This window comes from Nitrosococcus oceani ATCC 19707, from assembly GCF_000012805.1.
Lineage (GTDB): Bacteria > Pseudomonadota > Gammaproteobacteria > Nitrosococcales > Nitrosococcaceae > Nitrosococcus > Nitrosococcus oceani.
The window spans coordinates 496,635-509,981 of the sequence record NC_007484.1 but is presented as its reverse complement, the minus strand read 5'-3'; the positions used below and the strand labels follow the sequence as shown (position 1 = coordinate 509,981).

Annotated in this window: 10 protein-coding genes; 6 read left to right on the top strand and 4 right to left on the bottom strand. The window is 55.8% G+C overall.

Annotation, left to right across the window (positions count from 1 at the left end):
• Positions 1–229: 229 nt before the first annotated feature.
• The 5 genes from NOC_RS02630 to NOC_RS02610 all read left to right on the top strand — a co-directional run bounded on the left by NOC_RS02630 (position 230) and on the right by NOC_RS02610 (position 5,460).
• Entirely contained in the window at positions 230–1,006 is a 777-nt protein-coding gene (locus NOC_RS02630; protein WP_002811953.1) for a PRC-barrel domain-containing protein, read from the top strand.
• A 112-nt stretch (positions 1,007–1,118) separates the two neighbouring features.
• Positions 1,119–2,105 carry an SDR family oxidoreductase gene (locus NOC_RS02625; RefSeq protein ID WP_002813286.1) on the top strand — a complete coding sequence of 329 codons (987 nt, stop codon included), beginning with the start codon at positions 1,119–1,121 and terminating at the stop codon, positions 2,103–2,105.
• A 90-nt stretch (positions 2,106–2,195) separates the two neighbouring features.
• Positions 2,196–4,001, top strand: coding sequence for a thiamine pyrophosphate-requiring protein (locus tag NOC_RS02620; protein ID WP_002812710.1), 1,806 nt, complete (start codon positions 2,196–2,198; stop codon positions 3,999–4,001).
• A gap of 2 nt (positions 4,002–4,003) precedes the next feature.
• The gene (locus tag NOC_RS02615) at positions 4,004–5,107 is read left to right on the top strand and encodes an enolase C-terminal domain-like protein (RefSeq protein WP_002812745.1); all 1,104 of its coding nucleotides are present in this window, start codon (positions 4,004–4,006) and stop codon (positions 5,105–5,107) included.
• 86 nt (positions 5,108–5,193) lie between these two features.
• Positions 5,194–5,460 (top strand): hypothetical protein, encoded by a 267-nt coding sequence (locus NOC_RS02610; protein WP_147094532.1) that lies wholly within the window; start codon positions 5,194–5,196, stop codon positions 5,458–5,460.
• Between the two features lie 50 nt (positions 5,461–5,510).
• Here NOC_RS02610 and NOC_RS02605 read toward each other — a convergent pair whose 3' ends face one another.
• The 4 genes from NOC_RS02605 to NOC_RS02590 form a co-directional block, all read right to left on the bottom strand.
• Entirely contained in the window at positions 5,511–6,839 is a 1,329-nt protein-coding gene (locus NOC_RS02605) for a DUF2254 domain-containing protein (protein WP_011330355.1), read from the bottom strand.
• Positions 6,840–6,921: 82 nt separating this feature from the next.
• The gene (locus NOC_RS02600; protein ID WP_002813250.1) at positions 6,922–8,568 is read right to left on the bottom strand and encodes a GMC family oxidoreductase; all 1,647 of its coding nucleotides are present in this window, start codon (positions 8,566–8,568) and stop codon (positions 6,922–6,924) included.
• Positions 8,558–9,199 carry a gluconate 2-dehydrogenase subunit 3 family protein gene (locus NOC_RS02595; RefSeq protein WP_011330354.1) on the bottom strand — a complete coding sequence of 214 codons (642 nt, stop codon included), beginning with the start codon at positions 9,197–9,199 and terminating at the stop codon, positions 8,558–8,560. Before NOC_RS02595 ends, NOC_RS02600 begins: the two co-directional genes overlap by 11 nt.
• Positions 9,192–10,163 (bottom strand): hypothetical protein, encoded by a 972-nt coding sequence (locus NOC_RS02590; protein ID WP_011330353.1) that lies wholly within the window; start codon positions 10,161–10,163, stop codon positions 9,192–9,194. The genes NOC_RS02595 and NOC_RS02590 overlap by 8 nt, the downstream gene beginning before the upstream one ends.
• A 200-nt stretch (positions 10,164–10,363) precedes the next feature.
• Between NOC_RS02590 and NOC_RS02585 the strand changes: the two genes are divergently transcribed.
• The gene (locus tag NOC_RS02585) at positions 10,364–13,318 is read left to right on the top strand and encodes an FAD-binding and (Fe-S)-binding domain-containing protein (protein ID WP_011330352.1); all 2,955 of its coding nucleotides are present in this window, start codon (positions 10,364–10,366) and stop codon (positions 13,316–13,318) included.
• Positions 13,319–13,347: the final 29 nt, after the last annotated feature.

The window sequence follows — 13,347 nt, the reverse complement described above, 5'->3', positions numbered from 1 at the left end:
ACTTAGCCCCGTTAAGGAACGGCGTAGTTGAAAATTAAAGACGGGCGAGCAAAATAAATCTACTTTTTATTTGCTGAAGTGCTTTATTTAGAAGAGCGAGTCTTTCCAAAGAAGCATTTTTAAATACGGCTATTAAGGGTTTTCCCGTATAGAAAATTTCTTCTCGGGAAATACGCTTATTAAACTAACTCCGCTATTTTTTATAGAACCTTGAAAGGAAATTATCATTATGAACAAACTTATTTTTTCTATTTCATTACTCCGTAAAGATAGAATTTTTGCCTCCTTAACTATCTTATCAATGATATTTTCAAGCGCGGCCTTATTGGCGGATGAAGAGTCGCAACAACAACGCGCCGATAACCAAACCACTCATCAGAGCCAGGAATCTGACCAAAGTTTACGTATTACCGGCTCCTATCCAAACATTTACAAAGCCACGGGAATAATCGGCAAGGAAGTTAAAAACAAGCAAAATAAGAAATTAGGCAAGATCAGCGATTTAGTCATTGATAAATCAGGTCAAGTGAGATATGCGGTCTTATCCCATGGCGAAACCCTCGGCGTGGGAGGAAAAAAGCTCGCTATTTCCTGGGATTTAATTCAGGTTTCTCCTGAAGAGGAAAGTTATACCCTAGTCATGGACGCAACGCCGGAAGAATTGGCGAATGCGCCTTCTTTCAATAAAGATAATTGGCCCGCCAACGCGCAGGTGACCGATACCAGTTCCCTGAAGGAGCAGCAACAATCTTCTACCGCGGGTAGCCAATCTACTGATCAACAATCAACAAACGAAAGATCACAATTTCAGCAACAAGACAACGGAAGCTCGACTCCAAAAACAGTCACCGTCCAAGAGGGCGATACCCTTGCCGACATTGCCCACCATGCGTACGGTGATGCCAATAAGTGGCGCCTAATTTATAACGCGAACAAGGACAAAATTAAAGATCCCAGGGATTTGCTGGTAGGGACGAAATTAACCATTCCATCTTCTAATGAATAAACACTTTCCTTAAATAAAAAAAACAGGCATAGACGGATTGCAAGCCATCCGTCTATGCTTTGTTCGTATCTTCAAAATTGATATTTAGAAATTAATAACAGCCAATAAAAAAATGCCTTTTTCACCCAAAGTCGTTGTGATCACGGGCGCCTCCGCGGGGGTAGGTCGGGCAGTCGCCCAGGCGTTTGCTAGAGGCGGAGTCTCGATCGGACTGCTGGCGCGGGGGCGTGAAGGATTAGAAGGGGCGTGCCGGGAAGTGGAATCCCAGGGAGGAAAAGCTTTGATTCTCCCAACGGATGTGGCTGATGCGGATCAAGTGGAGGCGGCCGCGGCTGCCGTTGAAAAAGCCTTTGGCCCCATTGAGGTCTGGATTAACGACGCCATGACCAGCGTGTTCTCTCCGGTCAAGGAAATGACCCCCGAGGAATTTCGCCGCGTCACCGAGGTGACCTACCTCGGTTGCGTCAATGGGACCCTGGCCGCCCTTAAGCGTATGCTACCCCGCAACCGAGGGGTGATTATTCAGGTGGGTTCGGCTTTGGCCTATCGGGCCATCCCTTTGCAAGCCGCCTATTGCGCGGCCAAACATGCCATTCGGGGCTTTACCGATTCGCTGCGATGCGAACTGCTCCATGAAAAATCCCAAGTCCGCGTGACCATGGTGCAAATGCCCGCGCTCAATACGCCTCAGTTTGACTGGATTAAATCACGGCTGCCTCGCAAAGCCCAGCCCGTACCGCCAGTCTATCAGCCGGAAGTAGCGGCCCGGGCTATTCTTTGGACCGTCAGGCATCCCTGCCGCGAGCTGAAGGTGGGACTGCCCACGATTTTAATCGTAGCTATCAATAAGTTCATGCCGGGCCTGCTAGATCATTATTTAGCCCGCACTGGCTATCAGTCCCAGCAGCGGGACGAACCGGAAGATCCTAACCGCCCCCACAATCTTTGGAATCCGGTCGCTGGGGATTTCGGCACCCACGGCAGCTTTGATGAGATAGCCCATCGCGCCAGTATCTCTCTTTGGGTAACCACCCACCCCCGTTGGTTTGCCCTCGCGGCAGGGTTGATTTTAGCGCTGTTTATTCTAGCTTTTTTATAAGAGTAGGTACCCTCCCAAATTTGCAGACAGCTCGATGATACCCGTTCAGGCGATATTATAAATAACCCTCAGCATAGGAGGTTGAGCAGCATGAGCCAGATAGTCAGCGATTTTCTCTTACACCGATTGAACGAATGGGGCATCAACCGGATTTACGGCTATCCCGGGGATGGCATCAATGGAATCGTCGGCGCCCTGGACCGGCTTCAAGACCGGATAGAGTTTATTCAAACCCGGCATGAGGAAATGGCGGCTTTTATGGCCTGCGCCCATGCTAAATTTACCGGCGAAGTAGGCGTCTGCCTGGCCACTTCAGGACCCGGGGCCATCCACCTGCTGAATGGCCTTTATGATGCCAAACTGGACCATCAGCCGGTGGTGGCCATTGTGGGCCAACAATCCCGCGCCGCCCTCGGGGGAGATTATCAACAAGAAGTGGATCTCATTTCCTTGTTCAAGGATGTCGCCCATGAATACGTACATATGTGCGCTACTCCCGCCCAGGTGCGCCATTTAATTGATCGCGCGGTCCGCATTGCCAAAACAGAGCGCACCGTGACCTGCCTTATCTTTCCCAATGACGTGCAGGAATTGGAAGCCGTTGAGAAACCGCCACGGGCTCACGGCACCATCCATTCCAGCACCGGGTATACGATCCCCCGGGTGATTCCTCATCAGCAAGATCTCCAACAAGCTGCCGAGGTGCTCAATAGAGGCAAAAAGGTCGCTATCCTGGTGGGAGCTGGCGCTTTGGGGGCCACGGATGAAGTTATTCAGGTCGCTGAACTGCTCGGCGCAGGGGTAGCGAAAGCCTTGCTGGGCAAGGGCGCTCTGCCTGATGAACTTCCCTTCGTGACCGGCGCTATCGGCCTGCTGGGGACTAAACCGAGCTGGGAATTAATGGACGGCTGCGATACGCTGTTGATGATTGGTTCAAGTTTCCCCTATTCCGAATTCCTGCCGGAGGAAGGCCAAGCCCGGGGCGTGCAGATTGACCTGGACGGGCGCATGCTGGGAATCCGCTATCCCATGGAAGTGAATCTGGTGGGAGACAGTGCGGAAACCCTGCGGGCCTTAATCCCTCTTCTCACACGAAAAACGAACCGGGCCTGGCGAGAGAAGATCGAAAAAGACGTGGCCCAATGGTGGCAGGTACTCGAAAGCCGCGCCATGCACGATGCGGACCCTATTAACCCCCAGCGGGTTTTCTGGGAGCTTTCTTCCCGACTGCCGGATAACTGCATCATCAGCAGCGACTCCGGTTCCGCCGCCAACTGGTATGCCCGGGATCTTAAAATCCGCCGAGGTATGATGTGCTCTCTCTCGGGGGGCTTGGCGACCATGGGCCCCGGCGTTCCCTATGCCATTGCGGCCAAATTCGCCTTTCCGGATCGGGTGGCTATTGCCCTTGTAGGGGATGGAGCCATGCAGATGAACGGCAACAGCGAACTGGTCACCGCAGCTAAATATTGGCAACAATGGCAAGATCCCCGGCTGATTGTCTTGGTACTCAATAATCGGGATCTCAATCAAGTCACCTGGGAGCAGCGGGTGATGTCGGGCGATCCCAAGTTCGAAGGCTCCCAAAGCTTGCCCGACTTTCCCTATGCCCGTTATGCCGAACTACTTGGCTTTAAAGGCATCCGCGTTGATCGGCCGGAAAGTATCGGCCCCGCTTGGGAGGAAGCCCTAGCCGCTGACCGACCCGTAATACTAGAAGCGTATACCGATGGGAACGTGCCGCCCTTGCCTCCCCATATCAAGCTGGAACAGGCCAAAGCCTATGTCTCCGCCTTGCTGCACCGAGATCCGGAAGCCATCAACATTATTAAGCAGTCCATCAAGGAAATTAAAGAAAGCTGGTTTTCCAGTGGTCAAGAAGAAAAGGGCAATTAGCGATGAACGCCCGGAGCCTTGAAGTTCCCGTCGAAAAATTGGAAGTTTCCGCTTACCAGATTCCTACCGATTTTCCCGAGGCGGATGGAACGCTGGGCTGGGATTCAACAACCATCATCGTGGTCAAACTCCATGGCGGCGGTAAAGCAGGACTGGGTTACTCCTACGGAAGTAAGGCGGTAGCGGTTTTAATTGATAATCAACTCCGCAAAACGGTCATCGGCCAGGATGCCATGGCCATTGCCGGCAGATGGCAAGCCATGGTGAAAGCCATCCGTAACCTGGGCCGGCCCGGCATCTGCTCCATGGCCATTGCCGCCGTGGATACCGCCCTGTGGGATCTGAAAGCCCGTCTCCTTGATTTGCCTTTGGTCACCCTGCTGGGCGCGGCGCGGGCGGAGGCGCCGGTTTATGGCAGCGGCGGCTTTACCAGTTATTCCCCTGAACAGCTTCAGCAACAACTGGGCGGCTGGGCAAACGAGGGGATTCAGGCGGTCAAAATGAAAGTAGGAAGCGATCCGGAGCAGGACCCGAAACGGGTACAGCTTGCACGGGAGGCTATCGGTGAGGGGGTGGCGTTGTTTGTGGATGGCAATGGCGCCTATGGGCGTAAACAGGCGCTGGCCCTAGCCGACTCCTTTACCAAATACAGGGTCACGTGGTTTGAAGAACCGGTTTCATCTGATGATCTGGAGGGCCTTCGCTTGCTTCGCGACCGGGGTCCAGCCGGGATGGATATCGCCGCCGGAGAGTACGGCTATGATCAGTATTACTTCCGCCGTATGTTGGCTGCTGGCGCGGTGGACGTGCTGCAAGCGGACGCCACCCGCTGCGCCGGCATCACCGGCTTTATGGCGGCCAGCGCCCTTTGCCAGGGCTATGGGATTCCCCTTTCCGCCCATACAGCGCCTTCCCTCCACGCCCATCCTGTCTGCGCGCTCCCCCATATCCGCCCCCTGGAGTATTTCCACGATCATGTCCGCATTGAAGCGATGTTCTTCGACGGCGTTCTTAAACCCGTAAACGGCGCCCTCCAGCCGGATACTTCCCGTCCTGGATTGGGCCTAGAGTTACGGGAGGCGGATGCCGTCCAGTATGCGGTTTAAGCCTAAACTTTTAGGCAACTGTAGGTGGTCGTCGTGCGTCCATGCACTCCTTACAATGATGATTGACCATTATAATCTGATTGTTATTGGCAGCAGTCCGGGAGGCGCGTCTCGATCATGCGCCCGGCGTACGCGTGAACGTAGTGGCGCTTCAGACAGAATATCCAGGGCCGCCGCATATCAAATTGCTCGGCTACGAACGGCTTGGCGGGCGCCTCGTTCTGGCACATTTAAAAGCCAATACTCCGCTAGCTGATCGGTTGATCCTGGAAATGGATGATTTGCCCCATTTAACAGAAAATCTTAGCCCTGAAAGGGTTGAGTTTATCTCTCTGGTATTGTCCATCGTGTAGCGTTGCTGCGAGATTCCAATTAGCTATATGCTGATGATTTATGGGTGCTTTTACCGGCTTTCATCGGCCGGCAGTGGAAAGATGCGATCTCGGATTGCTTGAATGGGCATGCGATCATAGGCCATGGGGACAGTACGCTCGGCTGTTTCAATGATGAGAGCGGCTTGTTGACGGAGCGCCTGATGCCGTTGTACGTTCACCGTTAACTTGGTAAGCGTTTCCAGACTCTGAAGAAGCCGAATGAGGACGGCAACATTACCTTCGGCGTTCCGGCGAATTTGATCAAAGGCTTGGGATAGTAAATTAGAAAAAGTGGGACCGCGAGTAATGAGACGTAGCTGCCCGTTATCAGAGTGGTAGGGTGTTTCAATGTGCCGGGCGATGAGACGTGCAAGAATCATCCCTAGGAAGTCAACACAAATAATTGCGGTGGTGGTGTCGTTGATGCCGGGTGACAGCGCCTTGAGCGCCACATCCACGATCTGTTGGATACCGTAGGTCGCGTCCTGCTCCACCGCGCGGCGCCAGTCTATCGTGTAGGCTGCGTTCAGCTCCCAAATGGTCTCATCACCTGGCGACTTGCCAGTTACGGACACAAGGGGGGAAGCTTCGATGACGAACTCGCCAATTTCCTTTTCCATCCGCACGATGATGTCCTGAGCGCAGGCGACGTGAAGCAGGGCATCGGCGTCGATCCCTTGAATATAGCCAGATTGTTGAGCGGGGATAGTTATCCACGCCTGGGCCGCCAAGTCCACTCTTGCTCCTGGAGCATTACCCACATGCTCGGCGGTGGCCTCACCTATCTCCGTGGGGAACAAACGGTCAATGGCTTCAAGAGTCTCTGTGGCTGCCGACTTAATAATACTTGTAGCTTGAATTGAGGTGGCAATATGATGGATGAAAAAGATGAGAAAGCTGATGGCTACGAATGCCAGCAGTAGGGCACCGAGTACCGCTAATCCCGGGACAAATACCCCTTGATCGCCACCGCGAATCGTCCGCAGCACCACGAGACAATAAGCAAAGACGCCCACAAAGACGCCGAGGACTGCTTGGTTGCTCCGATTCCGCATAAAATTTCGTAAGATGCGTGACGTATACTGACTCGAGGCCAAAGACAGAGCGACGACCGTGATCGAAAAGGTAACGCCAGCAACGGTGATCATGGAGCTGGCGATCGCTGAAAGCAGCGCGCGCGAGCCATCCGCTCCAACTCCGAATAGTGTGGGCCAATGCTCTGCCAGCTGCTCGCGTTCTACAGCCGCCTCTAGCTCGATCAGCCCCAATGCAAGGAGGACTGCACCGATGACAATACACATCGGGATGAACCACAAGCTTTCGCGTAGAGCTTCCCATAGATAAGTCAGTTTATTCATTATGTAGTATTGCCACTAAAATTCATTGGGCTTGCTGACGGGTAGCTTTTCTAGCGTCCCCTGAGAGAAAGGACGCCCAAATTCAAAGCGTGCCTTGCGCCGCCATCGCCCGAATTCGATCAGCAGTGCGGCAGGCAATGGCCTGGATGGTCAGCGATGGATTGACACCGCCGACGACCGGAAACACCGAGCCGTCGCAGACCCACAAATTGGGAATGTCCCACGAGCGACAGTCAGCGTCGATGACGCTGCTGCGCGGATCGTCGCCCATGCGTGCAGTGCCCCCTAGATGGCAGGTGTCGTCGCTCTCGGCCCAGATGTCGCCGGCACCGATTGCGGCGAGGCTTTGGGACATGAAATCGACCGCGTGTTTCACCAGCGCCTGGTCATTGTCGCAAAGCGAGTAGGTTACCCGCGCGAGAGGCAATCCGTATTGATCCTTTTCGTCGGCAAGAGTGACGCAGTTGCGCTCCTGCGGCAGCACTTCGCCGACGATCTTAAGCCCCGCCTGGTGATTATATTTTTCCATCTCGCGCAGCAGCGCATCGCCCCACAGGCCGCGATTGCCAGCCTGCGTCGCAGCCCAGGCTTGTGGCAACGGACCTTGAGCCATGTAGGCGTAACCGCCGAAAAAATCCTTGCCCTCATCGGTGTAGTTCCAATGCTCCGTCAGGGTCAGAGAAGGCGGTCCCTTGTACCAGCGGATCTCATCCTCCATCACGCCAAAGACGCCCTGGTTGGTCTGCGCCATGAGATACTTACCAACCAGCCCGGAGCTGTTCGCTAATCCATCGGGGTAACGCGCGTTTGCCGAATTCAGCAGCAGCCTTGGAGTTTCAATCCCATAACCTGCGACTACGACATTGCGCGCGCGCTGGAAGCGCCAAGCGCCTTCGCGGTAATAATGCACACCGGTGGCACGCCCGGCGTCATTGGTTTCAATACGCCCAACCATCGCTAGATCCCTGATCTCCGCACCGGCTTTTACGGCGCGGGGAATCCAAGTGATCAGCGCGCTCTGCTTGGCGTTGGTGGAACAGCCCGTCACACAGAAGCCACGATAGACGCACGGATGCGAGCGGCCGCGCGGGGCGGATACGGTCGCAAGCGGTGTCTCCGACCAGGGAATACCCATCGCCTCACAGCTTTTCGCCAGCACCCAGCCGGCAGCATTAATCTCGTGCGCGCGGTACGGATAACGTGGCCGCGGCGGACCCCAGGGATAAGTCACCGGCCCGGCTATTTTCAGCGCCTGCTCGACTTCGGTGTAATAATGCCACATCTCGCGCCAGTCGAGCGGCCAGTCAGCGCCATAGCCGAGCAGGGTGCGCGACTTGAACCGCTCAGGACGCATGCGCAGCGACACCATTGCAAAATGCACCGTTGAGCCGCCAACCGCCTTGCCGCTATTATTGCTGCCGAGCGTCAGCGGATTATCGCCGTCGCAAAGGCGCTCGTCGGTCCAATAGAGTTTGCCTTGGTGGGTTTCGTCGGAGGCAAATTCTTCAAGGGGCCGCCACCATGCGCCGGCATCGAAACCGATGACCGAAAAGCCCGCTTCGGCCAGCTTGGCCGCCAACGTGCCGCCGCCGGCGCCGGTGCCGATAATGGCGAAATCCACTTCCTCATTCTCACCGAATTGTCGCATCGGCACCCAACCGCCGACCCGCAGGGGATCGGGGGCGCGCCCGTCCTTGCCGCGCGGCACATGCAAGGCGTCATCCGACACGTTCGTTGGCCTTGCGCGCTTTGGCTTCTTCGCCCGGCTTGGCCTCTACTGCTTCCCACGGATCGCGGCGATTGTAGTACATCCGCACATAGCCGCGGGGGCTCGCCGGGCCGCCGAAACCGATTTCGTTCCAGGAAGCCGGATGGGAATAATAGGCAGAAAGGATGTCGTGGGCGACGCGGGTGGAGAAGAATGTATCCGCCGGCATACCGCCCCATTCTGGACCGCCGAGCTTGCCGGCCTGCATCGCCTTCAGCAGTGTGTCCTGGTCCATGGCGACGAGCCCGTGGAAACGTTGATTGTGCTTCGCCACCGCCATCGCGTCCAGCGCGGCGAGTCCTCGTTGCCAAGCTTCCTGCATTTTCGGCATATTGGCTTGACGGTAGCCATCGCGTTCGTCATTAGCCATTTTGCGGTCCACCAGAGCAGCAATGGGAACCGGCGCTCTGCTCTTCGGCTGCGGCACGATGCGAGCGCAGAGCGCGGTTAGCGTTTGCCATTCCTCAGCATTGAAAAAACGCGGCTCGTCCGGCGTAGCGAGGCGCGCGGCAATCACGCGGCGGGTCGGCTCGTTCCAGGAGGGCGTGTTGCGCTTGGCAAGCACGTCGTAGCCGGGATAGCGGTCAGGCATCGTCGTGCTCCTCCAGCAGGCTAAGCGCGGCGAGGCCAGCGAGAGCGAGACCCGTGAAACTGGGCGGCGCCGGTATGGGTGGGCCATTGAGCACATTCTGGCGCCAGTTGCGCCAACCGCCCATGTTGCGGGACACGCCGTAGACGTGAAAGCCGGCGCCAGCGAAGCCGATCAGCGCGGTTAGGCGTAGCCACCAGCGGGTGAGGCGGCGGGGCGGCTTGGGGTGACTCCCCGCAGTTTCAGCCAGCAGCGCTGCCGCCATCGGAGGCGCCGTCACTGGCGCGTACATGAACGGATCGTGAAAGGCACCGCGAAAGTGCAGCAATCCCGCTTCGGCGGCGGTAGCCACCATGCCGGCGCTGGAGAGCGCCGCCAAGGCGCGGCCAGCTCGTAAGCCAAAAACCCGGACCGGTTTGCCGGACCCGTTCTCGCGCAAGCGTTCCGAGTAATAGCCCAGCAGCCCGGACAGGGTAACGGCGGCGGGCGCGCCCAACGGTGAGCCATAGAACAAATTCTGCCAGGAGAAGCCGCCCGGCCGCTTGCTGACGTTGTAGATATGAAAACCGGTGCCAATGAAACCCGTCAGCGCCGCCGCCAGGTAGATGGTGTCGCGGGCCTTATGCACCGCGGGACGGCTATCAGCAGTGCCATGGGTGCTGACAGCCAGGGTTAATGCCGAGACAATCAGCGGCGTATACATCGCTTTGTTTTGAAACGAGCCGCGGTAATGCTCAACCGCGCTGTCCAGCAATGCGGACGTCGCAATTAATCCTGCGGCGCGGTTTAAACGCCGCGCCGCCCTGATGGTTGGTTGCGGATTGACGACAGGGGAAAATGTGCAATCCGAGTACTCACGCCTTTTCGTTCTAGCGGCAACCGTTGGGTACCGCAGCAAAGCCGCGCCTCCGAGACAAAGAGCGAGAGTAACCAGAACACCGGTTCCTAGTTGCTGGTCGGTAAGCATTGATTCTTTCCTTGTCTGTAACTAGGGTTGATTAAATACTAGTTGATATCAAACCATACCGCTAGGACTGGTAGGATGAGGCAGCGCCTCCTCCTTATCCTGAATGGCGGGGAAGAAGACAATAATACAATGACGATGGACTATTGGACTATTATTTGGATAGCGAGAGATGTATAGATTATAAGGAACCTCAGACGTGTATGGCTTCCCGAACGAATAATTTCCCCCCGGCAGCCGCGGAAACACTGGCAGCCGACCTGCGCCAGCGAATTCAGGGCGAGGTGCGATTTGATCATGGCAGCCGCGCTTTATACGCTACCGATGGCTCCAACTACCGCCAAGTTCCCATCGGTGTGGTGGTTCCTCAAAATCGGGAAGACATTATCGAAACCATGGCGGTTTGCCGGGAGCACCAGGCGCCGGTCCTCGCGCGAGGGGGCGGGACCAGTTTGGCGGGGCAATGCTGTAACACGGCGGTCATCATGGATATGTCCAAATATTTGCGGCGGGTACTTGAACTCGATCCCGAACGCCGCCGGGCACGGGTGGAGCCCGGCTGCGTGCTGGACGACCTGCGCGACGAAGCGGAACAACACCACCTTACTTTCGGCCCCGATCCTTCAACCCACGATCATAACAGCCTAGGGGGTATGATCGGCAACAACTCCTGCGGCGTTCACTCCATCATGGCTGGCCGCACCGCCGATAATGTCAACGCCTTGGAAATCCTCACCTATGATGGTCTGCGCCTGTGGGTCGGTCCTACTTCGGAAGAGAAACTGGAACAGATTATTCGGACGGGCGGAAGACGAGGTGAAATCTATTCGGGCCTGAAAGCGATCCGGGATAAGTACGCCGACTTGATCCGGCAACGCTACCCCAAAATACCACGTCGAGTCTCTGGCTACAATTTGGACGAATTGCTTCCCGAGAACGGTTTTAACGTAGCCCGGGCTTTAGTAGTAGGCACTGAAGGCACCTGTGTAACCGTGCTCCAAGCTGATCTGTGCCTCATTCCAAGTCCCCCTAGTCGTACCGTGGTGGTGCTCGGTTACCCCGATGTTTACACCGCCGGCGATCATATACCTCAAATTCTCGAGTATGCTCCCATAGGGCTGGAAGGCATGGACAATCTGCTGCTCAAGTACATGAAAAAAGAGCATATGTATCCCAAGGGCCGGGCGTTGCTACCGGAGGGAGGCGGCTGGTTGCTCGTGGAGTTTGGCGGTGAAACAAAGGCCGAGGCAGACGAAAAAGCAAAGCGCCTGATGCAGGCTCTTAAGCAATCGGACAATCCACCGAATATGAAACTCTTCGATGATCCCGAGGAAGAAGAACGTATTTGGAAAATACGGAAAGCGGGCTTAGGAGCCACGGCGCATCTACGGGGCGAGGAAGATACCTGGCCCGGCTGGGAGGATGCCGCTGTCTCTCCGGAGAAAGTGGGGCCGTATCTACGGGACTTCCGTCAGTTGCTGAAACGCTACCATTATGACTGTTCCCTCTATGGCCATTTTGGCGATGGTTGTATTCACGTCCGGATCGATTTCGATCTTATTACCAAGGAAGGCATTAAAAATTTTAAAGCCTTCACCCATGATGCCGCGGATCTGGTCTTGAGCTACGGCGGCTCCCTGTCGGGAGAACATGGCGATGGCCAAGCCCGCGCCGATCTGCTGCCAAAAATGTATGGGGAGGAATTGATCCAAGCCTTCCGAGAGTTTAAGACCCTCTGGGACCCGCTAAATCACATGAATCCAGGCAAGGTGGTTGATCCTTATCCACGGGATTCCAATTTACGGCTGGGCGCTGATTTCCGCCCCCCTACGCTCAAGACCGTCTTTGCCTTTTCCGAAGACGACGGCAGCTTTTCCAAAGCTTCCTTACGTTGCGTGGGGGTAGGCGAATGCCGTCGTAACCACCAGGGCGTGATGTGCCCGAGCTACATGGCCACGAAAGAGGAAATGCATTCCACCCGTGGCCGGGCTCGCTTGCTCTATGAAATGATCTACGGCATGACCCATGAGGATGCGCCCCTAACGGCAGGCTGGAAAAGCAAAGCGGTCTATGATTCCTTGGATCTTTGCCTATCCTGCAAGGGGTGCCTTAGTGACTGCCCAGTAGATGTGGATATGGCCACCTACAAGGCCGAGTTTAACTATCATCATTTTCAAGGCCGGCTGCGGCCGCGGGTGGCTTATTCCATGGGCGGGATTTATGAGGCGAGCCGGTTAGCTGCTCTAGCGCCTTGGGCGGTTAATTTTTTCTCTCAAACCCCTATTTTCTCCCATGTAGTCAAATTCGCCGCCGGTATTGCCCAGGAACGGCGGCTACCCCGCTTTGCGCCTCAGACCTTTAAACGCTGGTACCAACAACGGCCACATCGCCCCGGCAACCCAGGGGGCCATAAGGTGCTCCTGTGGCCCGATACGTTTAACAACCATTTGCACCCGGAAATTCTGGTGGCTGCCGTAGAAGTGCTGGAAGCTGGCGGCTTCCAGGTGATCGTGCCCACGCCTGCCCTTTGCTGTGGCCGCCCTCTCTATGCCTGGGGCATGTTGGATAAAGCCAAAAAGCGGCTCACCCACTTGCTCGATGCCCTGACCCCGGAAGTCTCTCAAGGAGTTCCCATCGTGGGTCTAGAACCGTCCTGCGTCGCCGCCTTTAGAGATGAATTAATCAAGCTGTTTCCCAAGGATGATCGAGCACGACGCATCAGCCAACAGACCTTTATGCTGGGCGAGTTTTTAGCCCAACAGAAAAATTATGAACCGCCACTACTCCACCGCAAGGCCGTGGTTCATGCCCATTGCCACCACCACGCGGTGATCGGCCTGGAAGGGGAAAAGCAAATTCTGGAACGGATGGGACTTCAGTATCATTGGCTGGATTCTGGTTGCTGCGGCATGGCGGGTCCTTTTGGCTTCGAGGCGGATCATTATGAGCTATCGCTTAAAATCGGAGAGCGGGTACTGCTGCCAGCCGTGCGCGCGGCTGAAAAGGATACCTTGATTATCACCGATGGTTTTGCCTGTCAGGAACAAATCACTCAAACGACCGATCGTTCTGCGCTGCATTTATCGCAAATTTTGCTGATGGCCCTCCGGGAAGGCCAACGAGGAACCCGTGGCGCTTATCCGGAACGAAAATGGTGAACGGAAAGGGAGAAATCCTGATTCCAAGT

Coding starts and splice junctions, on each gene's coding strand:
- NOC_RS02620 (WP_002812710.1), top strand. CDS start 2,196: ATGAGCCAGATAGTCAGCGATTTTCTCTTACACCGATTGAACGAATGG.
- NOC_RS02625 (WP_002813286.1), top strand. CDS start 1,119: ATGCCTTTTTCACCCAAAGTCGTTGTGATCACGGGCGCCTCCGCGGGG.
- NOC_RS02605 (WP_011330355.1), bottom strand. CDS start 6,839: ATGAATAAACTGACTTATCTATGGGAAGCTCTACGCGAAAGCTTGTGG.
- NOC_RS02585 (WP_011330352.1), top strand. CDS start 10,364: ATGGCTTCCCGAACGAATAATTTCCCCCCGGCAGCCGCGGAAACACTG.
- NOC_RS02630 (WP_002811953.1), top strand. CDS start 230: ATGAACAAACTTATTTTTTCTATTTCATTACTCCGTAAAGATAGAATT.
- NOC_RS02590 (WP_011330353.1), bottom strand. CDS start 10,163: ATGCTTACCGACCAGCAACTAGGAACCGGTGTTCTGGTTACTCTCGCT.
- NOC_RS02595 (WP_011330354.1), bottom strand. CDS start 9,199: ATGCCTGACCGCTATCCCGGCTACGACGTGCTTGCCAAGCGCAACACG.
- NOC_RS02615 (WP_002812745.1), top strand. CDS start 4,004: ATGAACGCCCGGAGCCTTGAAGTTCCCGTCGAAAAATTGGAAGTTTCC.